The organism is Pseudomonas sp. AC255, assembly GCF_979258175.1.
The window spans coordinates 4,997,461-5,019,861 of the sequence record NZ_OZ409841.1 but is presented as its reverse complement, the minus strand read 5'-3'; the positions used below and the strand labels follow the sequence as shown (position 1 = coordinate 5,019,861).

The window sequence follows — 22,401 nt, the reverse complement described above, 5'->3', positions numbered from 1 at the left end:
AATGTCGATCATCACGCTAATAAACTTCAAAAAGCGTCGTGGCCTGACTAAGGTTGGAATCTGTCTTCGGGCCACCCACAAGAGAACAACATGAGCCAGACATCCTTCGAAATCCAGCAAGCTGCGGTGATCGGTGCGGGCACCATGGGCCGTGGCATCGTCATGTGCTTGGCCAATGCCGGCGTGAGCGTGCAGTGGGTGGACAACAATCCACAGATGCTTGAGCAGGCGCTGACGACGGTCGCCGAGACTTATGCACACAACGTGCGTCAGGGCCGCATCGATCAGGCCGAAGCGGATGCGCGAATGGCTCGCGTATCAGCAGCGGCGGATTACGCATCGATTCGCAATGTCGATCTGGTGATCGAAGCGGTGTACGAAAACCTTGAACTGAAGCAGAAGATCTTTCGCGAGCTGGATGGCTTGCTCAAGCCCGAGGCTTTGCTGGCGAGCAACACCTCGGCGCTGGACATCGACGCCATCGCGGCTGCGACCCGGCGCCCGGAACAGGTGCTGGGTCTGCATTTCTTCAGCCCCGCGCACATCATGAAATTGCTGGAAATCGTGCGCGGTGCGCAGACCTCGCCAGCGGCACTCGAGGCAGCGTTGTCGCTTGGCAAGCGCATGGGCAAGGTCAGTGTGGTGTCGGGCAACTGCCACGGTTTTATCGGCAACCGCATGCTGCATCCGTATGTACTGGAAGCGCGCAAGATGCTTCTCGAAGGCGCTTATCCACAGCAGGTGGATACCGCGCTGCAAGGCTTCGGCTTCGCCATGGGGCCGTTTCGCATGTACGACGTGGTTGGCATCGATCTGGAATGGCGTGCTCGGGAGCTAGCTGGCAAGGGGCAGGATGCGCCCGAAGTTCAGGTGGATAACCGCCTGTGTGAGATGGGCCGGTTCGGGCAAAAGTCCGGTAACGGTTATTACCATTATGAGCCGGGCAGTCGCCAGGCCGAGCATGATTCCGAGGTCGATGCATTGGTACTGCGGGTCAGCGAAGAGCTGGGTTTCCAGCGTCGCGACATCGGTCCCGAAGAAATCCTTGAGCGCTGTTTGCTGGCGCTGGTCAACGAAGGCGCGAAGATTTTGCAGGAAGGCATTGCCGGCTCGGCCCATGACATCGATCTGGTGTACTTGAACGGCTATGGTTTTCCAGCGGATAAGGGTGGGCCTATGGCCTGGGCGGATCAGCAGGGGCTGGCGGATATTCATCAGCGCTTGCTGGCGCTGGAGACACGCCAGGGCGATCAGTGGAAGCCGGCGCGGTTGATTGGCGAACTGGCGGCGCAGGGGAAGGGGTTTGCTGATCGTTGACACCAGTCGGCTGTGCTGACGCCTTCGCGAGCGGGCTCGCTCCCACAGGTAAAGTGTTCGTCATCACGATCAAATTCAATTAAGAGAATGCGAGAACCCTGCATGAATCAACGCTGCGACTACCCCCACTTCCAGCCCATCACCACACGCTGGCATGACAACGACGCCTACGGTCACGTCAACAACGTTACCTACTACAGCTTCTTCGACACGGCGGTGAATACCTACCTGATTCAGGTCGGTGGCCTGGATATTCATGACGGCGAAGTGGTGGGGTTCGTGGTCAGTTCCGCCTGCGATTACTTTGCCTCGATCGCTTTCCCCGATCTGATCGAGATCGGACTGCGGGTCGGCAAGCTGGGCAACAGTTCGGTGCAATATGAATTGGCTGTGTTCAAGGTCGGCGAAAGCGAGGCGTGTGCGGCGGGACGGTTCGTGCATGTGTTTGTCGATCGGGCGAGCAATCAGCCGGTGCCGATTCCTGCCGGTTTGCGCGGGGCGCTGGAGCGGCTGGTGGTCTAGACGCGCAAAAAAATCGCAGCCCAAAAGCTGCGATTTTTTGTTCAAGCCTTCGCCTTAGTGGTGGCGATAGTACTTGTGATGCTTGCGGTGGCCGTAGGCATGGCCGCGACCTGGATGACCACGGTCGCGGTAGTAGCGACGGTCATCATGGCGACGGTCGTAACGACGATCATCGTCGTCACTCTTGTTGCCCATGTAGTTACCCAGTGCGCCACCTGCGCCGCCACCAGCGGCGGAGCCGATCAGGCTGCCGGTGGTGCCGCCGAGACTACGGCCAACCACGTTACCGCCGGCTGCACCCAGTGCACCGCCGATGGCCGCTTCGCCACGGCTGCGCTTGTCTGCACCGACCGCACTACCACCCGCGCCGCCCAGGGCTGCGCCGATGGTGGAACCTGTATTGCCGCCTAACGATTGACCGACGACCGAGCCAAGAACCCCGCCCAATGCGCCGCCCACACCTGCTTCGGTGGTGCCTCCGGCAGAAGCGAAGCCACTGACCAGGCCAAGGGACAACAAGAGAATCGAGGAGAACTTCATAGAGGATGAGCCTCAAAGGGATGACGGCGCCGATCCTGAAGCTCTGCAATGGGCGTGACAATCAAAATCCGACGAATAACACGACTTGTATACAATATTGCAAGTTACTGTTTTTTCACCGGAACTTAACCGATTTTCGCCGGTCTTTAGCTACTTCGGACAGGCCGTTTTCATGCAGAAACGGCCTTTTTTGTGGGCGGTCGAAAATCTTTGCCACGGCAGATCTGTTGACAGGTCGATCGCATTCGCGAGCAGGCTCGCTCCCACCTTTGAAATGCATTCCAAGTGTAGGAGCGAGCCTGCTCGCGAAGGGGCCGGATCTGGCTCCGCGGTTAAGCGGATTTAGCCATGATCAACCCAGTCTCACTCGCCGCTTCCAGCCGGATCGCAATGAACTTCGACGTAGGCGTGTGGCTGCCATCTCCCGTACTTTCCAGCGGCACCAGCGGATTGACCTCCGGATAGTACGCCGCCGCCTGCCCCGCAGGAATATCGAACGCCAACAATGTAAAACCTTTCACCCGACGCTCGCGACCGTCGTCCCAGATCGACACGATGTCGGCCTTCTGCCCAGGACGGAAGCCCAGGCGAATGATGTCGGCCTCGTTGGCGAACAGCACGTCACGCTGGCCCTTCACGCCACGGTAGCGGTCGTCGAGACCATAGATCGTCGTGTTGTACTGATCGTGGGAACGCATCGATTGCAGGATCAGATCCGGCACCTGCCCAGTGGCACGGGTGCGTTCGTGAACCAGATCTTTCGGCAACTGGTTGGCGCGGAAATTGGCACGGCCCGATGGCGTGTTCCACTTGCGGGCGCCAGCCGAGTTGCCCAGATAGAAGCCGCCCGGGTTTTTGATCTTGTCGTTGAAGTCTTTGAAACTCGGGATGGTGTCGGCGATCAGTTCGCGAATGCGCCCGTAATCGGCTACCAGCCAGTTCCAGTCCACCGGTTGGCTGCCCAACGTCGCGGCAGCGATGCCGGCGATGATCGACGGCTCCGAGCGCATCTGGTTCGACAGCGGCTGCAACTGGCCGTTGGAAGCGTGGACCATGCTGAACGAGTCTTCCACAGTCACCGCTTGCGGGCCTTCGGTCTGGATGTCGATGTCGGTACGGCCCAGGCACGGCAGGATCAGCGCGTCTTTACCGTGAGCGAGGTGGCTGCGGTTGAGTTTGGTGCTGATCTGCACAGTCAGGTCACAGTTGCTCAGCGCTTCGAAGGTGCGTGAGCTGTCCGGCGTGGCTTGGGCGAAGTTGCCGCCCAAGCCGATGAACACCTTGGCGCGACCTTCGGCCATCGCATGGATTGCCTCGACCACGTTGTGACCGTTATGACGCGGCACCTTGAACTGGAAGCGACGCTCCAGCGAATCGAGGAACGCCACCGGTGGACGCTCGTTGATGCCCATGGTGCGGTCGCCCTGCACGTTGCTGTGACCACGCACCGGGCACAGACCGGCGCCAGGTTTGCCGATATTGCCGCGCAGCAGCATCAGATTGGCGATTTCCTGAATGGTCGGCACCGAATGACGGTGCTGGGTGATGCCCATGGCCCAGCACATGATCACGTTCTTGCCTTTGGCGTACATGCGCGCTGCTTGCTCGATCTCGACCAGGGTCAGGCCCGATTGCTCGACGATCTGCTCCCACGAGGTATCGTCGACCGTGGCGAGGTACTCCAGCACGTTGGCGCTGTGGGCATTGAGGAAATCATGGTCGAACACCGCCGGCTCGCCCGCCTTCTGCGCATCGCGTTCCCATTGCAGGAGGAACTTGGCCATGCCGCGCAGCACCGCCATGTCGCCGCCGAGTGCCGGGCGGAAGTACGCAGTGTTGGTCGGCTTGTCGCCGTTGGTGAGCATTTCGATCGGGTGCTGGGGATGCTGAAAACGCTCCAGACCGCGCTCTTTCAGCGGATTGATGCACACCACCTGAGCGCCGCGTTTCACCGCTTCCCGCAACGGTTCGAGCATGCGCGGATGGTTGGTGCCGGGGTTCTGGCCCCAGACGAAAATCGCGTCGGCGTGTTCGAAGTCGTCGAAGGTCACCGTGCCTTTGCCGACCCCGACACTCTGCGCCAACGCTACGCCGCTGGCCTCGTGGCACATGTTCGAACAGTCAGGGAAATTGTTGGTGCCGTAAGCCCGCACGAACAGTTGATACAGATACGCCGCTTCGTTGCTGGCACGCCCCGAGGTGTAGAACTCTGCCTGATCCGGGCTCGGCAGATTGCGCAGGTGCTTGCCGATCAGAGCGAAGGCATCTTCCCAACTGATCGGCTTGTAGCGATCGGACTCGGCGTCGTAGACCATCGGCTCTGTCAGGCGACCCTGATATTCCAGCCAGTAATCGCTCTGCTCCAGCAGAGAAGTGACGCTGTGCTTGGCGAAGAATTTGGCATCGACGCGACGCTTGGTCGCTTCCCAGTTCACCGCTTTGGCGCCGTTCTCGCAGAACTTGACCATGCCGCTCTCCGGCGAATCACCCCAGGCGCAACCCGGGCAGTCGAAGCCGCCGTTCTGGTTGGTCTTGAGCATCATGCGCAGGTTTTTCAGGGCGTTGTCGCTGGTCAGCCACGCCTGGGCCACACTGATCAGGGCGCCCCAGCCGCCGGCGGCACCTTTGTAAGGCTTGTAGCGCGGGACAGGTTTCTGGTCGGCTTGATGATGTTGGCTCACGCTTGATTCTCCATCGCGGGGCTGTACACCCGCGGCGCACTTTTCTGCGGCAGGTGGATGAGATTGAGGTTATGGCGCCGGGCCCATTGCACGGCCAGGCCGGTAGGCGCCGACAGGCTGACCAGGGTCTGGATGCCGGCACGCAAGACTTTCTGGATCAATTCGAGGCTGCAACGGCTGGTGACGATCGCCAGCCCGCCCTCTGTGGATATCTTCTGGCGGATCAGTCCGCCGATCAGCTTGTCCAGCGCGTTATGCCGACCGATGTCTTCACGACCGAGCAGCAGTTCACCACTGGCGTTCATGAACACCGCCGCATGCACCGCGCCGCAGTGCTGACCGAGCGGCTGAAAAGCGCCGATGCGCTGGCGCAAACCGTCGAGCCATTCGATCGGTGGCAGGGCTGCGCCCGGCAATACCTTGAGATCAGGCAGCGCCTGTTCGACCGCTTCGACGCCGCACAGTCCGCAGCCGCTGGTGCCGGCCAACTGCCGACGCTGCTGTTTGAGGTTCCAGAATGCGCGATTGGCGATGGTCACTTGCGCGTATTGCGCCGAGCCTGCGCCTGTCAGTTGCAGATCGTAGATATCGCTGGCGTCTTCGATGATGCCGCTGCCGAGGCTGAAGCCGACAATGAAGTCTTCCAGATCGGTCGGGGTCACCAGCATCACCGCCTGGCTGATGCCGTTGTAGGCGATCGCCAACGCGACTTCCTCGGCCAGCGCGGTGCTGGCCGATGCCTCAAAGGGTAAATCGCTGTAGCTGTAGGTCTGGCTGGCGGCTGGCGCGGGCGTTTCAATTGCTGGCGCCGCGCAGGCTGGGCGCTTGGCGTTCATGGCATCACCGACGGTTTGATCTAGGTCAAGACTAGGCGCGGCAAGTTGTCGCGTCTAATCGCTATTACCGATCTACCGATAGATGCCGTCGATCAAGCGTCTTTTGACGATTTCTGATAAAGCGCGAAACAGGCTTCTGCCAGCGCTGAACGCGGCGCGCCACGGCGCATGATCAGGCCCAGCGGGGCGAGAGTGTGGGCATTTTCGATCGGTTGCAGGCGCAGGTGATCGGCGAGGGTTTCCGCGCCGCCGTCAAGGGGCATGATTGCGCAGCAAAAGCCGCCGTGGACTGCTTGCAGCAGTTGATGCACGGCGTCGGTTTGCAACAGCGGCTGCGGGGTCAGGCCGCGGCTGTGGAAGTTGTGGTCGATGGACTGGCGAAAGTGCATGCCGCTGGTGAGCATGCACAGCGGCAATTCGATCAGCGATTCCCAGCTCAGGGGTTCTTCGCCGAAGTTGAACGAGCGCTCGTCATAGAGCAGGCCCATGCGCGTCTCGTTAAAGGCCAGCGAATCGAACCGCTCGCTGTCCAGACGCTCCAGATACGAAACGCCAATGTCGATGCGGTTGTTCGCCAGGTGTTCGAGCACCTGCTCGGAGCTCAGCGACGACAGCTCGAAGCGCAGGTCCGGGTGCGCCGCGTGCAGACGTTGCATCAGCGGCAAGGGATCGAAGCTCGACAGCGGCACCACGCCCAGGCGCAGCGTACCGATCAGATTGCCGCGACAGGCCGCCGCTTCCGCCTGCAAGCCGTCATAGGCTGCCAGCACCGTGCGGGCCCACGCCAGCACGCGTTCGCCCGGTGCGGTGAAGCCTTCGAAGCGCTGGCCGCGATTGACCAATGGCAGGTCGAGTTCTTCCTCGAGGCTGCGCAAGCGCATCGACAGGGTCGGCTGGGTGATGTGGCAGCGCGCGGCGGCCTGGCCGAAATGGCGGGTTTCGTCGAGGGCGATGAGGAATTTCAGTTGCTTGATGTCCATCTTCGCTCCGGGCGTTGGCGGGGTGTGGCGATTCTACCGCCTGCGGCGCGGCAGCGTCATTGGTCGGACTGGAACCGGGTTTGGCCGGGGTGGTCTAGGCTTGGACGACTGGAACCCAAATCAAGGAGTGTGCGCTATGAGTCTGTTGAGCTTTGTGAAAGAGGCCGGTGAGAAGCTGATTGATCTGTTGACCCCAGGCAATGCCAATGCGAGTGAGCAGTTGAAGGAACATATCAGCAAGGTCGGGTTGGGCAATCCCAACGTGCAGGCGACCGTGGATGGCGACAAGGTGACGGTGACCGGTGAAGTGGCGAGCCAGGAAGAGAAGGAAAAGATTCTGCTCGCGGTGGGCAACATTGCGGGCGTAGGCAGTGTCGATGATCAGATCACGGTGACCGGACCGGTCGTCGTGGCTGCCGAGTTTGTCGAGGTCAAGGCAGGTGACACGCTCAGTGCGATCTCCCTGCGCGTCTATGGCAATGCCAACCAGTACCAGAAAATCTTCGATGCCAACAAACCGATGCTCAAGGATGTGAACAAGATCTATCCGGGACAAAAACTGCGCATTCCAAAATAACGCAGTCATGTAGGAGCTGCCGAAGATCTGCGATCTTTTGACTTTGATTTTTAAAATCAGGATCAAAAGATCGTCCGATCGCGGCCCGAGCCTTCGGCAGCTCCTACAGGGATCAGAGTCCGGTAATCAGATCGCGATAATCCTCGACTGCGGCAAATTCTGCGGTGTCCTTCGGCCCTTTGCGGCTGTCCGGTTCTTTCACCGCCAGCAAGTGCGCCACGCCAAAATCCCGCGCACTGCGCAGGATCGGCAAGGTGTCGTCGATAAACAGGCTGCGCGCCGGATCAAAACCGATGTCCGCCTGCAAGGCTTCCCAGAACTGCGGGTTCTCCTTGGGATAACCATAGTCATGCGAACTGATCAGCCGCTCGAAGTACGCTGCCAGTTCAATCCGTTCCAGTTTCAACGACAGCGAATCGCGGTGCGCATTGGTGATCATGATCACCCGTTTGCCGGCGCGTTTGATTGCGCCGAGAAAGGTATCGGCATCGGCGCGCAGAGCGATCAAGTGGGCAGTTTCCTGTTTCAGTTCACGCACCGACAATTTCAGTTCTGCGCTCCAGAAATCCAGGCAGTACCACTGCAACTGGCCAGCGTGGCGCTCGAACAACGGCTGCAATTCCAGCTCGGCCATGGCCCGGCTGATGCCGTGCAGTTCGGCGTAGCGTTGGGGCAGGTGTTCGAGCCAGAAATGGTTGTCGAAGTGCAGATCCAGCAGCGTGCCGTCCATGTCGAGCAGAACGGTATCGATGTCGGACCACGGTAAAGAAGGCATGGCAACGTCTCGAACGGTGAAAGGATATCCGACGCAAACAATCGGGAAAGCCGCGTTATAGTAGCGCGTTCACGCCAAGGAGCTTTGCATGCGCCAGAAACCCACCGTACTCGCCCGCGAGATCGTCGCCACCAGTCGCCTGTTTCGCGTCGAAGAACTCAAGCTGCGATTTTCCAATGGCGTGGAGCGCACTTACGAGCGTCTGGTCGGCAAGGGTGCGGGCTACGGCGCGGTGATGATCGTCGCGATGCTTGATGCCGAACACGCAGTGTTGATCGAGGAATACTGCGGCGGCACCGACGAATACGAACTGTCTCTGCCCAAAGGCCTGATCGAGCCGGGCGAAGACGTGCTGGCAGCGGCCGAGCGGGAGCTCAAGGAAGAGGCCGGTTATGGCGCGCGTCAACTGGAACATCTGACCGAGCTGTCGCTGTCGCCCGGTTACATGAGCCAGAAAATCCAGGTGGTGCTGGCCACCGACCTGTATGAAGAGCGGCTGGAAGGTGATGAGCCGGAGCCGATGCGGGTCGACAAGGTCAACCTGCGCGAACTGTCGGCACTGGCGCAGAATCCGCAATTTTCCGAGGGCCGCGCCTTGGCTGCGCTGTATCTGACCCGCGACCTGCTGAGCCAGCGCGGGGTGTTCAGCTATGAGTGAGACGTCGATGAATTTTCCCCATCCGCTGATGGCACCTGTGGTTGCGCTGGCTTTACAGGCTGGCGAGGCGATTCTGCCGTTCTGGCGCGCCGGTGTTGAAGTCACGGCCAAGTCCGATGATTCGCCGGTCACGGCCGCCGACCTGGCCGCCCATCACCTTATCGTTGCCGGGCTGATGGCGCTGGATCCGAGCATTCCGGTGCTGTCCGAAGAGGACGCCGACATCCCGCAAAGTGTTCGCGCCGGTTGGCAGCGCTGGTGGCTGGTGGATCCGCTGGACGGTACCAAGGAGTTCATCAGCGGTAGCGAAGAATTCACTGTCAACATCGCGCTGATCGAAAATGGCCGGGTGGTGTTTGGTGTGGTGACGATGCCGACCAACGGTCGTTTTTATGTCGGCGGCGCCGGACTTGGCGCCTGGCGTGGCGACGAGGGCGGTACGCCGACGGCGATTCAGGTGCGCGATGTGCCTGCGCCGGGCGAGGCGTTTACCGTGGTCGCCAGCCGTCGACATTCCAGTCCCGAGCAAGAGCGTTTGCTGGCCGGGTTGAGCGCCAGTCTTGGTGAGTTGCAACTGGCCAATATCGGCAGTTCCTTGAAGTTCTGTCTGTTGGCCGAAGGTGCTGCTGATTGCTATCCGCGACTGGCGCCGACTTCGCAGTGGGACACGGCGGCAGCGCAGGGCGTGCTGGAAGGGGCGGGGGGCGAGGTGCTGGATTTGAAGGGTGAAGCGTTCAGTTATCCGCCGCGAGAATCGCTGTTGAACGAGTTCTTTCTGGCGCTACCGGCGAAGGCTGCGTGGCGCGGACGGTTGTTGGAGTTGGCCCGAGGCTAACTGCCTGATCCGCAATTCCCCTCACCCCAGCCCTCTCCCCCAGGAGAGGGAGCCGACCGAGTTGTCTGGCGCTATGCATCGACCTGGAGAATCGAGTCGATTGTGGATTCGGCGAAGCAGTTTCAGGTCGACGTAAATCTGTAGCATCCCCGTATCGGTTCCCTCTCCCTCGGGAGAGGGCTAGGGTGAGGGGCTGTTGATCTTCAACGGTGCAAAACGTACTGCCCGGTAAATCTCACCGCCTCGTCCTCACTTCCCGCATTCAGTATCCGCGTATCCAGCGTCAGCCGCGCCCGTCCATAGCGCCGATACATCGCCACAAAGCGTTTCCACACCGCGGCCTCCGGCGCCGGGCAAATGGCCATGGCGTCTCCCGTCACCGGCAGCGGATAACTGATCTGCCCTTCCTGAATGACGATATGTCCGTCGGCAATCCCTTCTTCTTTCAAACGTAAATGCAACCAGCCCCAACCGGCCAGCACCGCTGCGCAGTACAGGCTGCCGCCAAACATGGTGCTCTTGTGATTGACGTTGGGCGCGAGGGGCAGGTGCAGGCTCAGTTACTGCTCGCGCCACTCAAGCACCTCGAGGCCCATTTCGGCGGTCAGCGGAATGTCGTGATGCAGCACCGTTTGCAGGTATTCGCTTTCGCTGCTCATTCGTTGTCTTCCCCGTGACTGCTGTCGCCGAAATTCAGACCGTGTTTGCGCAGCTTGTCATGCAGGGTCTTGCGCGGAATACCCAGAGCTTCGGCGAGGCTGCGCACCGAGCTGTGCGAGCGCGCCAGTTCGGCGGCTATCAACGACTTCTCGAAGTTTTCCACTTGCTCACTGAGGCCGCCGCTGACCACTTCTACGGGCGCGCCGCCGCTGCCATCAGCGCTGTTGTCCAGTGCCAGCTCAAGCCCGAGGGCGAAGCGTTCGGCGGCATTTTGCAGTTCACGTACATTGCCCGGCCAGGTGTGGCGCAGCAGCAGGGCGCGGTGTGCCGGCTGCAGCTCATGGGGCGGCAAGCCATGGCGGGCGCTGGCTTCATCGGCGTAATGCTGGAACAGCACCAATGCGTCTTCGCCCCTTTCGCGCAGCGGCGGGATGCGCAGCGGCGCGACGTTGAGGCGGTAATACAAGTCGGCGCGGAAGCGACCCTGATCCGCCGCCTGGCGCAGGTCTTCCTTGGTCGCGGCGATGACGCGGATGTCCAGCGGTATCAACTGATTGCCACCCAGGCGTTCAACAACGCGTTCCTGCAGCATGCGCAGCAGTTTCACTTGCACGTCCATGCTCATGCTTTCGATTTCGTCGAGAAACAGCGTGCCGCCATTAGCAAATTCAAATTTACCGATGCGACGTTTCTGCGCCCCGGTGAAGGCGCCGGGCTCGTGACCGAACAGTTCGCTTTCCACCACCGATTCCGCCAGGGCGCCGGCGTTGATCGCTACGAACGGACCGTTGCGGCGGCTCGACAAGTCGTGCAGCGCGCGGGCCACGACTTCTTTGCCGGCACCGGTTTCGCCGAGGATCAGCACGTCAGCCTTGGTCGCCGCCAGCGCACCGATCTGTTCACGCAGACGCAGCATCGGCGTCGAATGGCCGACCAGCCGCGCGCTCAATTCGTTGCGGTCGCTCAAGGCCAGACGCAGGCTGCGGTTGTCCAGCACCAGCCGCCGTAGCGCGAGGGCGCGACGGACGCTGTCGAGCAGTGCATCGCTGGCAAAGGGTTTTTCCAGAAAGTCGTAAGCGCCGGCGCGCATCGCTTGCACTGCCAGCGGTACGTCGCCATGGCCGGTGATCAGCAGCACCGGCAACTCGGGATCCTGTGCGTGCAATTCACTGAGCAGCTCGAGGCCGTCCATGCCCGGCATGCGAATGTCGCTGACCACCACACCTGGCCAGTCACGCTCAAGCTGTGCGGCGAGGCCCTTGGCTTCGGACAGCGGCAGAATTTTCAGGCCGGCCAAGTCCAGGGTCTGACCGAGAGCCTGGCGCAAGTGCGGATCGTCGTCGATCAACACTACCTGGATGCGATTGTCGATGGTCATGCACTTCGATCCTCGGACGGTTGCAGGCTGACTCCGGGCGCGCCGGCGCGCAGGCGCAGGGTAATCAGGGCACCGCCTTGTTTGTGGTTGGCGAACGACAGCTCGCCACCAAAGGCGCGCATCAGCGTTTCACAAATGGCCAGTCCCAGACCCAGACCCTGGGTGCGAGTCTTGGTGGTGTAAAAGGGCTCGCTGGCGCGGCCAAGAGCTTCCATGCAGAACCCGGGGCCGTTGTCGCGAATGTACAGATTGACGCCGTCGGCGGTGGCTTCGGCACTCAGCCACAGCTTGCGCGGCGGGCCTTTTTCGGTGAGCGCATCGAGGGCGTTGGCCAGCAGATTGCCGAGCACCTGGCGCAATCGGGTTTCGCCGGCCTCGACCCACAGCGTCGCGGCGGGCAGGTCGCGAATCAGTTCGACTTCCATGCTGCGCCGACGTTTGGCGAGTAATGCCAGCGCATCGTCCAGCGCCGGTTGCAGAGCGACGCTTTCCGGTGCGTGGCGATCGCGCCGAGCGAAGGCACGCAAATGGGCGATGATCGAGGCCATGCGCCCGGTCAGTTCGCTGATCAGCTTGAGGTTGCCGCGCGCTTCCTCGGTGCGCTGATGATCGAGCAGCACTTCGGCGTTTTCCGCATAACTGCGAATCGCTGCCAGCGGCTGATTGAGTTCGTGGCTGATACTCGCCGACATGGTCCCCAGCGCCGACAGTTTGCCGGCCTGGACCAGATCGTCCTGGGCGCGTACCAGCTCCTGCTGCGCATGCTCACGCTCGAGCACTTCCTGCTTCAAACGCCGGTTGAGGCCTTCCAGATCGCTGGTACGTTCGGCCACCCGGCCTTCCAGTTCGCGGCGCGCCTTGGCCTCGAAGGCGATGCGCTCCAGATAATGCCGGCGACGTTGCATCATCAAACCCACCAGCAGCATCACCACCAACAGTGTGGCGCCGCCGATCGCGACCACCGTGCGCACGGGACGATCAATCAGCGTGCGCGGGGCGAGGATGCTCACGCTCCAGCCGGTCTCGGCGATGTCGTGGGTCTGCGTCAGCCAGGCGTCGGGGCTCAGGTTCAGCGGCCGGGGTTCACGGGTCGGATAGGGCTGGATCGCAGTGATCGCGGCGCGCTCGGCATCGCTCAGCTCGCGAGTGGAGCGGAAACGCCATTCCGGGCGTGACGTCAGGATGACCACGCCGTTATGGTCGGTCACCAGCAGTTGTTCCGGGGTTTTGCCCCACAGGCTTTCCGTGTGGTCGAGGTCAACTTTGATCACCAGCACGCCGATGATTTTCTCGCCGCTGCGCACAGCCGCGGCGAAGAAATAACCGCGCTTGGCCGAGGTGGTGCCGAGGCCGAAGAAGCGTCCGAGGCGCCCGGCCATGGCTTCACTGAAGTACGGGCGGAAGGCGAAGTTGCGGCCGACGAAGCTGTCGCGTTTGTCCCAGTTCGACGCCGCCAGCGTCTGGCCGGAGGTGTCCATCAGATACATGACTTCAGCGCCGGTCTGCGCAGCGATGTTTTTCAGCAGGCGATTGGCGTTGCCTTGGGTCACGCCGTCGTCCGGCGCACCGAGCACTGCGCGCAGGGCCGGCAGATCGCCGAGAATCTGCGGCAACACTTCATAGCGATGCAGGGTGCCGAGCAGGTTGGCGACGTAGAGATCGAGGGTCTGGCGATTCTGCCCGGCGAGTTCGCTGCGGTAATAGCGCTCGGCAAGATGTTCCAGCGGCCACAGCAGCGGCGCCAGGCACAGGGCCAACAGCGCGAGGCTGCGCCAGCGGGGTCTGCGGGGAAGCGGTGGTTTCATGTGCCGGATACGCCTGTAGGGACAGGCGCATTATGCCCGGCCTCAGGCGAAGACGTCAGCGTCCTTGAGCAGCGCGGCCGCCTGGTCCTTGGCTGACAGCTTCGGCGCTGCGTCCAGTTGCCAGTCGATGCCCAACGCCGGGTCATCCCAGCGAATGCTGCGCTCGGAAGACGGGTCGTAGTAGTTGGTGGTCTTGTAAAGAAATTCGGCGAACTCGCTCAGCACCACGAAGCCGTGAGCGAAACCTTCCGGTACCCACAGTTGGCGATGGTTTTCCGCCGACAGGCGCACCGCCACCGACTTGCCGAAATGCGGCGAACTGCGACGGATGTCCACCGCCACATCAAGCACTTCACCCGCGGTCACGCGAACCAGTTTGCCCTGGGTGTTCTGCAACTGGTAATGCAGACCACGCAGCACGCCTTTTTGTGAGCGCGAATGGTTGTCCTGCACAAACTGCAGATTCAGACCGGTGGCGTCCTGAAACGCCTTGGCATTGAAACTCTCGAAGAAAAAACCGCGCTCGTCGCCGAACACCTTGGGTTCGATGATCAGAACACCGGGCAGATCGGTGGTAATGACATTCATGAGGATTTCCATAGACAGGTGTGAACGGCCGACATTCTTGCGCAAAGTGCTGCAGGGCGAGAGCGCGGACTGCGCCGTAGCGTCAATCGACCTCGCCAAAATACCAGCGTTCCTCTTCATAAGTCTGCCCATCCCAGCCTTCAACCTCGTAGCGCAAACCTCGTTCGCCCATGCCCTGTGGCAACACAAGCCCCCATTCTTGAGCCAGGCTTTTGCCGGTTTCGACATATTCGCTATCGGAGGCAGGTATATGACCGCGGTGGTATTCCAGATCTGTATAGATACAGATTTCGCTGGAAAACATGCCTGGAACACAAATGGCTGCGACCACTCGGCAGTCAAGCGCATGCACCGGGCGAGCCAGGCGTAAATGCTGCGCCGCGTCGATCAAGTGCTGGGCACATTGCTTTTTCAACTCGGTTGTTGCCTGCCTTCCTTCCACCATTGCCATGTGGATCGGAATTTTCCAGTTCCAGTATTTGTCCTCAAGAGTGAGGTCAGCAGGAAAATACCCTTCGAAATCGGCGGCCCAAGCGGCGAGAGCTCGCAAGCGGCGAGGGATATTGCGGACTTTTTTGTTCGTAAGGGCGAGGCGACGATGGGACATGACGTGGGCTTGCATCCGTGCTGTGAACTTGTGGCGCAGATTGCACAGAGCTGAGCTGAAAAACAATCTGAAAGTCTTGCAGGAAAGTTTGCCTGGAAGGCTTTCGTGATCGCATTTCCGTTTTCGGTTGACCGGGCAACGTCTTAAGGGGTTGCGTAACCGCCAAGGCAATGGCGATATAAGCGCCTAATAAAATTACAGGGGTCGTTTCATGCCGCTCGCCACGTTGATTCATCGCGCCAGTTTGCCCGGTCCGCAGGTTTCAGAGGCGCAGGCGCTGCAATGGCTGGCCGAACATTACGGGCTCAGCGGCACGTTGCAGGCGCTGGGCAGCCAGCAGGATCTGAATTATCGCGTCGACGGTGGCAGTGGGCGCTTCGTGTTGAAAGTCTGTCGTGGCGACTACGCTCTTGTGGAGCTGCAAGCCCAGCACGCAGGCCTCAATTATCTGGCCGAGCACTCGGCGATCAAGGTGCCGCGCGTCATCGCAGCCAATAACGGTGCAGATCTGTTGTCGTTGCAAGCCAATGGCGAAACGGTGCATGTGCGGTTGTTGGAGTACATCGACGGGCAGCCGTTGACCGATTTCGATCATCTTGGCCAGGACGTGGTTGCCGGGTTTGGCCGACTCTGTGGCGAGATGGATCTGGCGCTGGCAGGCTTCGATCACCCCGGCCTTGAACGCACCTTGCAGTGGGACGCGCGTCACGCCAACGCTTTGATCAGTCATCTGTTGCCGGTGATCTCGGACGTGCAGCAGCGTGCGGTGATCAGCGCTGCCGCCGAGCAGGCCGAGCGCCGTTTGCAGCCGCTGCTGGACAAGCTGCCGGTGCAGGCGATTCACATGGATATCACCGATGACAACGTCGTCTGGGCGCGTGATGCCCAGCGGCATTGGCAATTGCAGGGTGTGATCGACTTCGGTGATCTGGTACGCACCTGGCGCATCACCGATCTGTCGGTGACCTGTGCGGCTTTGCTGCATCACGCCGATGGCGATCCGTTTGTCATCCTGCCGGCGGTCAAGGCTTATCACGCGGTCAATCCGTTGCAGTACGCTGAGCTGCAAGCGCTGTGGCCATTGATCGTGGCGCGGGCGGCGGTGCTGGTGCTCAGTGGCGAGCAACAGGTGAGCATCGATCCCGGCAATACTTATAGCCGCGACAATCTCAGTCACGAGTGGGAAATCTTTCGCGTCGCGACATCGGTGCCACAGGCGCTGATGGAAGCGGCGATTCTCACAGCCGTGGGACAGACCGTGCCGGAGGCTGAAAACACAGAATTTGCACCATTGTTGCCCGGGCTGGTCGGGCGCGAATTTGCGCTGATCGATCTGGGCGTGTTGAGTCCGCACTTCGAAGCGGGCAATTGGGAGCAGCCGGGCATTGATCAGCGCTTGCTGACAGAAGCCGCAGCGGTGCATGGGCTGGCGGCGACGCGTTATGGCCAGTACCGCTTGTCACGCACCCGCCCGGACAGTGCGGCTGAACCGGATACGTTCCCGTTGCATGTCGAATTGCGTGTGCCGACCGGAACCGAAGTTCAAGCACCGTTCGCTGGCGTTCTGAATCAAGCGGCAAACGGTGCGCTGCAACTCGATGGCCCACAGTTCAGTGTTCGCCTGTGGGGCGTGACGCCTGTTCTTGAACATGGGGTGGCAGTGGATAGAGGCCAGAAACTCGGTGCGGTCACGGGTTCGCTGCTAGTGCAGATGTGCCGGGGAGCGGAACTCGACGCGCCGCTGTTCTGCACGCCGTCCCGTGCATCCGCGTGGCAGGCGTCGTGCCCGTCGCCGGCGACGTTGCTCGGGCTGGCCTGCGACGCCGAGCCTGAGCTGGACGCGCAAACCCTGCTTGAACGCCGCGATGCCAGTTTCGCCCGCACGCAAAAACACTATTACGTTGACCCGCCACGTATTGAACGCGGCTGGCGCAATCACCTGATTGATATGCAGGGCCGCTCCTATCTGGACATGCTCAACAACGTCGCGGTTCTCGGCCATGGTCACCCTCGGATGGCGGCGGTCGCGGCGCGGCAGTGGTCATTGCTCAATACCAATTCGCGCTTCAACTACGCGGCGGTCGCCGAGTTTTCCGAACGCTTGCTCAAGCTGGCGCCGAAGGGCATGGATCGCGTGTTCCTGGTCAACAGCGGCAGCGAGGCCAATGACCTGGCGATTCGTCTGGCCTGGGCTTTCAGCGGCGGGCGCGACATGATCAGCGTGCTCGAGGCGTATCACGGCTGGACGATCGGTGCCGATGCGGTATCGACGTCGATTGCCGACAACCCGAGGGCGCTGGAAAGTCGCCCGGACTGGGTGCACCCAGTGCCGGCGCCGAACACTTATCGGGGAGAATTCCGTGGCGCGGATTCGGCGCCGGATTACGTGCGCAGCGTCGAACATCACCTGCAAAAACTGGCCGAGCAAAAGCGGCAACTGGCCGGTTTCATCTGCGAGCCGGTCTACGGTAATGCCGGGGGTATTTCTTTACCGCCGGGCTATTTGCCGCAGGTGTATGAAAAGGTCCGCGCGCAGGGCGGGGTGTGCATCGCTGACGAAGTGCAGGTCGGTTACGGGCGCATGGGCCATTTTTTCTGGGGCTTCGAAGAGCAGGGCGTGGTGCCGGACATCATCACCATGGCCAAAGGCATGGGTAACGGCCAGCCACTTGGCGCGGTGATCACCCGCCGGGAAATCGCCGAGGCGCTGGAGGCCGAGGGTTATTTCTTCTCGTCGGCGGGCGGCAGTCCGGTCAGTTGCCAGATCGGCATGGCGGTGCTGGATGTGATGGAGGAGGAAAAGCTCTGGGAAAACGCCCAGGTCGTCGGCGGTTACTTCAAGGCGCGCCTGGAAGCGTTAATCGATAAACATCCGCTGGTCGGCGCGGTACACGGCTCCGGGTTTTATCTGGGGCTGGAGCTGATCCGCAATCGGCAGACGCTGGAACCGGCAACCGCCGAGACAGCGTTGCTGTGTGACCGCCTGCGCGAGTTGGGGATCTTCATGCAGCCGACGGGCGATGACTTGAACATCCTCAAGATCAAACCACCAATGGTGACGTCGCGCCAGAGCGTGGATTTCTTTGTCGACATGCTGGATCGGGTGCTTACCGAAGGCGTTTAAGCAAGGCACATCCCCTGTGGGAGCGAGCCTGCTCGCGAAAGCTGTGTATCAGTCGCCACATGCGGTGACTGACACAGCGCATTCGCGAGCAGGCTCGCTCCCACATTTGTTTTCGCTCTCAAGTTCGATTTGTATCGATTTAATTAGCGTTCAAACGAATAGATTACTGATTTATAGCTTTTAAAGCCGATATTTATCGGTTATAAATTCGCCATTGCTCCGGCATGGCGATCTCTTGTCCGGTGCGCGCGTTTTCTTTTCGGTTGAATTCTTCGACCGTCAAAGCACTAGCCCGGAGATGATTCATGAGCCGTATCGTTACCGTCGCCGCCACGCAGATGGCCTGTTCGTGGGACCTGGAAGCCAACCTCGAAACCGCTGAAAGACTGGTCCGTGAAGCCGCCGGCAAAGGCGCGCAGATCATCCTCATCCAGGAACTGTTCGAGGCACCGTACTTCTGCCAGAAGCCCAATCCGGATTACCTGCAACTGGCAACGACGGTTGAAGAAAACGTCGCCATCAAGCATTTCCGGAAAATTGCCAAAGAGCTGCAAGTGGTGCTGCCGATCAGCTTCTACGAACTGGCCGGGCGTGCACGCTTCAACAGCATCGCGATCATCGACGCCGACGGCAGCAACCTCGGGATTTATCGTAAAAGCCACATTCCGGACGGCCCGGGCTATCACGAGAAGTATTACTTCAACCCGGGCGACACCGGCTTCAAGGTGTGGAATACCCGTTACGCGAAAATCGGCGTCGGCATCTGCTGGGACCAGTGGTTCCCGGAAGCGGCGCGCAGCATGGCCCTGCAAGGCGCGGAAATTCTCTTTTATCCAACCGCGATCGGCAGCGAGCCGCACGACAAGACCATATCTTCGCGCGATCACTGGCAGCGGGTGCAGCAGGGCCATGCCGGCGCCAACCTGATGCCGCTGATCGCCAGCAACCGCATCGGCAACGAAGAACAGGACGGCTACGACATCACCTTCTATGGCTCTTCGTTCATCGCCAACCAGTTCGGCGAAAAAGTGCAGGAGCTGAATAAAACCGAAGAAGGTATTCTTGTGCACACGTTCAACCTCGACGAGCTGGAACATATTCGCAGCGCGTGGGGTTCATTCCGCGACCGCCGGCCGAATCTGTACGGCGCGTTGAAAACCCTCGACGGTTCCCTGGAGTCCTGATGACCACATTGAAAAGTACCCCGCGCGCCGACGGCTTCTACATGCCGGCCGAGTGGGCGCCACAAACCCAGACCTGGATGATCTGGCCCGAGCGCCCGGACAACTGGCGTCTGGGTGGCAAACCGGCGCAGGCCGCGCACGCCACAGTGGCCAAAGCCATCGCCCGCTTCGAGCCGGTGACCGTTGCCGTCTCCGCCGGCCAATACGAAAACGCCCGCGCGCGCCTCGATGTGCCGAATATCCGCGTGGTGGAAATGTCCAGCGACGATGCCTGGGTTCGTGACAGCGGCCCGACCTTCGTTATCAATAACCATGGCGAAGTGCGCGGTGTGAACTGGGATTTCAACGCCTGGGGCGGTTTCGATGGCGGCCTGTATGCACCGTGGAACCGTGATTCGCAGGTCGGCGGCAAGATCCTCGAGATCGAACGCAGTCCACGTTACCGCACCGAAGGTTTCGTGCTCGAAGGCGGTTCGATTCATGTCGACGGCGAAGGCACGCTGATCACCACCGAAGAATGCTTGCTCAACCGCAATCGCAACCCGCACCTGAGCCGCGAAGAAATCGAAGCCGTACTCAGCGACAACCTGTCTGTGGACAAGATCATCTGGTTGCCGGATGGCTTGTTCAACGATGAAACCGACGGCCATGTGGATAACTTCTGCTGCTACGTGCGTCCGGGCGAAGTGTTGCTGGCCTGGACCGAAGATCCGCAGGATCCGAACTACCCGCGCTGCCAGGCCGCGATGCAAGTGCTGCAAAGCAGCACCGACGCCAAGGGCCGCCCGTTCACGGTGCACAAAATGCCGATTCCGGGGCCGCTGTACGCGACCGAAGAAGAGTGTGCCGGCGTCGATGCGGTGGACGGTTCGCAGGAGCGCAATCCTTCCGTGCGCCTGGCCGGCTCCTACGTGAACTTCCTGATCGTCAACGGCGGCATCATCGCGCCGAGCTTCGACGACCCGATGGATGCCCCGGCCAGGGAAATCCTGCAGAAGCTGTTCCCGCAGCACGAAGTGGTGATGGTGCCGGGCCGTGAACTGTTACTGGGTGGCGGCAATATTCACTGCCTTACCCAACAGCAGCCAGCGCCGCACAAAGAGTGAGTTGAGTCGTAACAGCTTGAGTTGATTAACAAATCAGCCAGGCAATGATTAGCTCGCTCAGCATGAAAGCAAGCCCGCGGCCCGTCAGGACCGCGGGCTTGTTTGTATCCGCCGGTCGACATTCGAGTCGCCTTGGCATAGCTCTTGTATTGCTCCTGATGCACTAGGGAGGGAGGGGAACTTCAACAGTTCTGTCACAAACCTTGGATAACGTAGCCGCTCACGAACGGGGAGAGAGCGCTGAAATGAACGCCGAAGTGAACGTAATCAGCGAGCGGACTGTGCATCCCATGGCCGTCAACGGCGAATCGCTCCAGCTTGTCGCGCACTGGTTGAAGTCCAATGGAACGCGTCAGATCAGAGAACCTGATCCGCGCCGGATGATGATCGAGCGCTACCCCGCTGGCCTGTTCAGCGAGGCCGAGCTGGAAGCCTTGTGGGATGTGATGGAAGGATAGGAACAACAGGGATTGGTCAAAAAGCGCTGCCGGGATGGCGGCGCTTTTTTTGGCCTGATTTTTATCCACAGGCATTCAAAGGTGGGAGCGAGCCTGCTCGCGATGACGTCAGCCCTGCCAATGACTTTATGCGCGTTCGCGAGCAGGCTCGCTCCCACAGTTCAGAACTCCCTGCTTAACCTCATTTTTCTGCAACCGCCCAGCAAAAAAATTACGTTTTTTAGACGTTTTTCGCCTATTTAAAGACGATTCTTGAAATTGACACACAGTTCAGGGCGCGGCTACGATTCGGCCCAACGCCTGTGGCTAACCGCCATGACTCAAAATAAGGAGCAGGCCCGCCATGACGTTAACGTCGGCGGGCTTTTTTGTTTCGGGGTGAATACAAGAGTGCAGAAAGCGCCGTTTCAGCCGTTCGACACAGCGCGTTTCAACCCGTAATAAGGAAAACAAAATGTTGAACAAGCGAATCAGTCTGATCGCACTGGGGATGTTGAGTGCTACACAGGCCATGGCTAACGACCAGGCCGAATCCAAGGGTTTCGTTGAAGACAGCAGCCTTAAAGTGCTGTTGCGCAACGCCTACATCAATCGAGATTACAAAGACGGTAACAAGGACAAGGCCGAATGGGGCCAAGCGGCCATCGGTACGTTCTCGTCGGGCTTCACCCAAGGCACCGTTGGTGTCGGCGTGGACGCTTTCGGTCTGTACGCATTGCGCCTGGACGGCGGCAAGGGCCGTAGCGGCGCCGGCGGCATCGACTTCTTCAGGCAGGAAAATGATGGTCGCGCGAACCACGACATTGCCAAGGGCGGCGCAGCGGTCAAATTCCGTGTTTCCAACACCGTGTTGACCTATGGCGACCAGATGCCGGCCCTGCCGGTGCTGAGCTACGACAACGTGCGTCTGCTGCCGGAAAGCTATACCGGTACTTTGATCACCTCCCGTGAGATCAAAGGCCTGGAATTGAACGCCGGTCGCTTCACCGCCGAATCGCGCAAGAGCGATGAAGGCCGTGACAGCGGCGGTCTGAAGTCGATCAACGTGTTGGGCGGCAGCTATCAGTTCACCGAAAACTTCAAAGGCGCGCTGTACGCCTCCGACGTTGAGGACGTCTTGAAGAAACAGTACGTGAACGCCAACTATGTGATTCCGTTCAACAAGGATCAGTCGCTGACCCTGGATTTCAACGGCTATCGCACCAAGCTGGACAGCTCGTACGTACGCGAAAACACCGTACCGGGCGAAAGCATCGTCACCGGTCGCGACAACAAGATCTGGAGCCTGGCAGCCACCTTCGCCACCGGCCCGCACTCGTTCACCGTGGCGCACCAGCGTTCCACCGGCGACAGCAACCTCGGTTATGCCTACGGCGGCTACCAGAAAGATCAGGGCCGTGTCGGCGACGGTGGTAACTCCATCTATCTGGCCAACTCCTACTGGTCTGACTTCAACGCCGAAGACGAACGCAGCTGGCAGCTGGGTTACGGTCTGGACTTTGGTTCGTTCGGCGTTCCGGGTCTGAGCTACAACTTCGCTTACGTGCGCGGCGACAACATCACCACGTCCACCAGCGAAGGCGGCACCGAGCGCGAAATCTTCAACCAGTTCAAGTACGTCGTGCAGAGTGGCCCGGCCAAAGACCTGAGCGTGAAGTTGCGCAGCTCGATCCTGCGCGTGTCGCAGAAATCCAGCGAGTACAACGTCAGCGGTAACGAGCTGCGTGTATTCGTGGACTATCCGATCAACATCTTCTGATGATCGATCCG

Annotated in this window: 19 protein-coding genes and 1 pseudogene; 10 read left to right on the top strand and 10 right to left on the bottom strand. The window is 60.4% G+C overall.

Annotated features, from left to right (window positions below; translation table 11 throughout):
* Positions 1-90 precede the first annotated feature (90 nt).
* On the top strand, positions 91-1,317 hold the full coding sequence (locus ACZZ0K_RS22645; RefSeq protein ID WP_252885138.1) for a 3-hydroxyacyl-CoA dehydrogenase: 1,227 nt from the start codon (positions 91-93) through the stop codon (positions 1,315-1,317).
* A gap of 102 nt (positions 1,318-1,419) precedes the next feature.
* A complete protein-coding gene (locus tag ACZZ0K_RS22640) occupies positions 1,420-1,839 on the top strand; it encodes an acyl-CoA thioesterase (protein WP_071174077.1) in 420 nt (139 codons plus the stop codon).
* A 54-nt stretch (positions 1,840-1,893) separates the two neighbouring features.
* Here ACZZ0K_RS22640 and ACZZ0K_RS22635 read toward each other — a convergent pair whose 3' ends face one another.
* The 4 genes from ACZZ0K_RS22635 to ACZZ0K_RS22620 all read right to left on the bottom strand — a co-directional run bounded on the left by ACZZ0K_RS22635 (position 1,894) and on the right by ACZZ0K_RS22620 (position 6,876).
* Positions 1,894-2,379 (bottom strand): glycine zipper domain-containing protein, encoded by a 486-nt coding sequence (locus tag ACZZ0K_RS22635; protein ID WP_039756448.1) that lies wholly within the window; start codon positions 2,377-2,379, stop codon positions 1,894-1,896.
* A 332-nt stretch (positions 2,380-2,711) separates the two neighbouring features.
* Positions 2,712-5,060 carry an FdhF/YdeP family oxidoreductase gene (locus tag ACZZ0K_RS22630; RefSeq protein WP_056787127.1) on the bottom strand — a complete coding sequence of 783 codons (2,349 nt, stop codon included), beginning with the start codon at positions 5,058-5,060 and terminating at the stop codon, positions 2,712-2,714.
* On the bottom strand, positions 5,057-5,896 hold the full coding sequence (fdhD, locus tag ACZZ0K_RS22625) for a formate dehydrogenase accessory sulfurtransferase FdhD (protein WP_016772170.1): 840 nt from the start codon (positions 5,894-5,896) through the stop codon (positions 5,057-5,059). The genes ACZZ0K_RS22630 and fdhD overlap by 4 nt, the downstream gene beginning before the upstream one ends.
* Positions 5,897-5,988: 92 nt before the next feature.
* On the bottom strand, positions 5,989-6,876 hold the full coding sequence (locus ACZZ0K_RS22620) for a LysR family transcriptional regulator (protein ID WP_024011190.1): 888 nt from the start codon (positions 6,874-6,876) through the stop codon (positions 5,989-5,991).
* 136 nt (positions 6,877-7,012) lie between these two features.
* Here ACZZ0K_RS22620 and lysM point away from each other — a divergent pair, with 136 nt between their 5' ends.
* A complete protein-coding gene (gene lysM, locus ACZZ0K_RS22615) occupies positions 7,013-7,453 on the top strand; it encodes a peptidoglycan-binding protein LysM (protein WP_123585632.1) in 441 nt (146 codons plus the stop codon).
* A gap of 112 nt (positions 7,454-7,565) precedes the next feature.
* On the opposite strand, the gene yrfG is transcribed toward lysM, so the two are convergent.
* A complete protein-coding gene (yrfG, locus tag ACZZ0K_RS22610; protein ID WP_252883003.1) occupies positions 7,566-8,228 on the bottom strand; it encodes a GMP/IMP nucleotidase in 663 nt (220 codons plus the stop codon).
* 88 nt (positions 8,229-8,316) lie between these two features.
* Here yrfG and nudE point away from each other — a divergent pair, with 88 nt between their 5' ends.
* Together nudE and cysQ are read left to right on the top strand one after the other, a co-directional pair.
* Positions 8,317-8,886: an ADP compounds hydrolase NudE gene (gene nudE, locus ACZZ0K_RS22605; protein WP_016772166.1), complete on the top strand. Its 570-nt coding sequence runs from the start codon at positions 8,317-8,319 to the stop codon at positions 8,884-8,886.
* 7 nt (positions 8,887-8,893) lie between these two features.
* Positions 8,894-9,721: a 3'(2'),5'-bisphosphate nucleotidase CysQ gene (gene cysQ / locus ACZZ0K_RS22600; RefSeq protein ID WP_252880129.1), complete on the top strand. Its 828-nt coding sequence runs from the start codon at positions 8,894-8,896 to the stop codon at positions 9,719-9,721.
* A gap of 203 nt (positions 9,722-9,924) precedes the next feature.
* Here cysQ and ACZZ0K_RS22595 read toward each other — a convergent pair.
* The 5 genes and pseudogenes from ACZZ0K_RS22595 to ACZZ0K_RS22575 all read right to left on the bottom strand — a co-directional run bounded on the left by ACZZ0K_RS22595 (position 9,925) and on the right by ACZZ0K_RS22575 (position 14,759).
* Positions 9,925-10,380 (bottom strand): annotated as a pseudogene (locus ACZZ0K_RS22595) (thioesterase domain-containing protein).
* Positions 10,377-11,759, bottom strand: a complete 1,383-nt coding sequence (locus ACZZ0K_RS22590; RefSeq protein ID WP_041477494.1) for a sigma-54-dependent transcriptional regulator — start codon at positions 11,757-11,759, stop codon at positions 10,377-10,379. Before ACZZ0K_RS22590 ends, ACZZ0K_RS22595 begins: the two are co-directional and overlap by 4 nt.
* Positions 11,756-13,564: a sensor histidine kinase gene (locus tag ACZZ0K_RS22585; protein ID WP_258707452.1), complete on the bottom strand. Its 1,809-nt coding sequence runs from the start codon at positions 13,562-13,564 to the stop codon at positions 11,756-11,758. The genes ACZZ0K_RS22590 and ACZZ0K_RS22585 overlap by 4 nt, the downstream gene beginning before the upstream one ends.
* 42 nt (positions 13,565-13,606) lie before the next feature.
* Positions 13,607-14,152, bottom strand: coding sequence for a dTDP-4-dehydrorhamnose 3,5-epimerase (gene rfbC, locus ACZZ0K_RS22580; protein ID WP_258707453.1), 546 nt, complete (start codon positions 14,150-14,152; stop codon positions 13,607-13,609).
* Positions 14,153-14,234: 82 nt separating this feature from the next.
* The gene (locus tag ACZZ0K_RS22575; RefSeq protein WP_150741773.1) at positions 14,235-14,759 is read right to left on the bottom strand and encodes a DUF3916 domain-containing protein; all 525 of its coding nucleotides are present in this window, start codon (positions 14,757-14,759) and stop codon (positions 14,235-14,237) included.
* A 211-nt stretch (positions 14,760-14,970) separates the two neighbouring features.
* Between ACZZ0K_RS22575 and ACZZ0K_RS22570 the strand changes: the two genes are divergently transcribed.
* The 5 genes from ACZZ0K_RS22570 to ACZZ0K_RS22550 all read left to right on the top strand — a co-directional run bounded on the left by ACZZ0K_RS22570 (position 14,971) and on the right by ACZZ0K_RS22550 (position 22,390).
* Positions 14,971-17,883, top strand: coding sequence for an aminotransferase (locus tag ACZZ0K_RS22570; RefSeq protein ID WP_258707454.1), 2,913 nt, complete (start codon positions 14,971-14,973; stop codon positions 17,881-17,883).
* Positions 17,884-18,188: 305 nt separating this feature from the next.
* Positions 18,189-19,067: an N-carbamoylputrescine amidase gene (gene aguB / locus ACZZ0K_RS22565; RefSeq protein WP_073471536.1), complete on the top strand. Its 879-nt coding sequence runs from the start codon at positions 18,189-18,191 to the stop codon at positions 19,065-19,067.
* Complete coding sequence (gene aguA, locus ACZZ0K_RS22560) at positions 19,067-20,173, top strand: agmatine deiminase (protein WP_258707455.1); 1,107 nt, start codon at positions 19,067-19,069, stop codon at positions 20,171-20,173. Before aguB ends, aguA begins: the two co-directional genes overlap by 1 nt.
* A 245-nt stretch (positions 20,174-20,418) precedes the next feature.
* Positions 20,419-20,631 carry a hypothetical protein gene (locus tag ACZZ0K_RS22555; protein ID WP_056787152.1) on the top strand — a complete coding sequence of 71 codons (213 nt, stop codon included), beginning with the start codon at positions 20,419-20,421 and terminating at the stop codon, positions 20,629-20,631.
* Between the two features lie 454 nt (positions 20,632-21,085).
* Positions 21,086-22,390, top strand: coding sequence for an OprD family porin (locus ACZZ0K_RS22550; RefSeq protein WP_150741768.1), 1,305 nt, complete (start codon positions 21,086-21,088; stop codon positions 22,388-22,390).
* The last annotated feature ends 11 nt before the right edge of the window (positions 22,391-22,401 follow it).

Excerpts from the sequence above, each read along its gene's own strand:
- ACZZ0K_RS22645 (WP_252885138.1), top strand. The coding sequence starts at position 91 with ATGAGCCAGACATCCTTCGAAATCCAGCAAGCTGCGGTGATCGGTGCG.
- ACZZ0K_RS22640 (WP_071174077.1), top strand. The coding sequence starts at position 1,420 with ATGAATCAACGCTGCGACTACCCCCACTTCCAGCCCATCACCACACGC.
- ACZZ0K_RS22635 (WP_039756448.1), bottom strand. The coding sequence starts at position 2,379 with ATGAAGTTCTCCTCGATTCTCTTGTTGTCCCTTGGCCTGGTCAGTGGC.
- fdhD (WP_016772170.1), bottom strand. The coding sequence starts at position 5,896 with ATGAACGCCAAGCGCCCAGCCTGCGCGGCGCCAGCAATTGAAACGCCC.
- ACZZ0K_RS22620 (WP_024011190.1), bottom strand. The coding sequence starts at position 6,876 with ATGGACATCAAGCAACTGAAATTCCTCATCGCCCTCGACGAAACCCGC.
- lysM (WP_123585632.1), top strand. The coding sequence starts at position 7,013 with ATGAGTCTGTTGAGCTTTGTGAAAGAGGCCGGTGAGAAGCTGATTGAT.
- yrfG (WP_252883003.1), bottom strand. The coding sequence starts at position 8,228 with ATGCCTTCTTTACCGTGGTCCGACATCGATACCGTTCTGCTCGACATG.
- nudE (WP_016772166.1), top strand. The coding sequence starts at position 8,317 with ATGCGCCAGAAACCCACCGTACTCGCCCGCGAGATCGTCGCCACCAGT.
- cysQ (WP_252880129.1), top strand. The coding sequence starts at position 8,894 with ATGAATTTTCCCCATCCGCTGATGGCACCTGTGGTTGCGCTGGCTTTA.
- ACZZ0K_RS22590 (WP_041477494.1), bottom strand. The coding sequence starts at position 11,759 with ATGACCATCGACAATCGCATCCAGGTAGTGTTGATCGACGACGATCCG.
- ACZZ0K_RS22585 (WP_258707452.1), bottom strand. The coding sequence starts at position 13,564 with ATGAAACCACCGCTTCCCCGCAGACCCCGCTGGCGCAGCCTCGCGCTG.
- rfbC (WP_258707453.1), bottom strand. The coding sequence starts at position 14,152 with ATGAATGTCATTACCACCGATCTGCCCGGTGTTCTGATCATCGAACCC.
- ACZZ0K_RS22575 (WP_150741773.1), bottom strand. The coding sequence starts at position 14,759 with ATGTCCCATCGTCGCCTCGCCCTTACGAACAAAAAAGTCCGCAATATC.
- ACZZ0K_RS22570 (WP_258707454.1), top strand. The coding sequence starts at position 14,971 with ATGCCGCTCGCCACGTTGATTCATCGCGCCAGTTTGCCCGGTCCGCAG.
- aguB (WP_073471536.1), top strand. The coding sequence starts at position 18,189 with ATGAGCCGTATCGTTACCGTCGCCGCCACGCAGATGGCCTGTTCGTGG.
- aguA (WP_258707455.1), top strand. The coding sequence starts at position 19,067 with ATGACCACATTGAAAAGTACCCCGCGCGCCGACGGCTTCTACATGCCG.
- ACZZ0K_RS22555 (WP_056787152.1), top strand. The coding sequence starts at position 20,419 with ATGAACGCCGAAGTGAACGTAATCAGCGAGCGGACTGTGCATCCCATG.
- ACZZ0K_RS22550 (WP_150741768.1), top strand. The coding sequence starts at position 21,086 with ATGTTGAACAAGCGAATCAGTCTGATCGCACTGGGGATGTTGAGTGCT.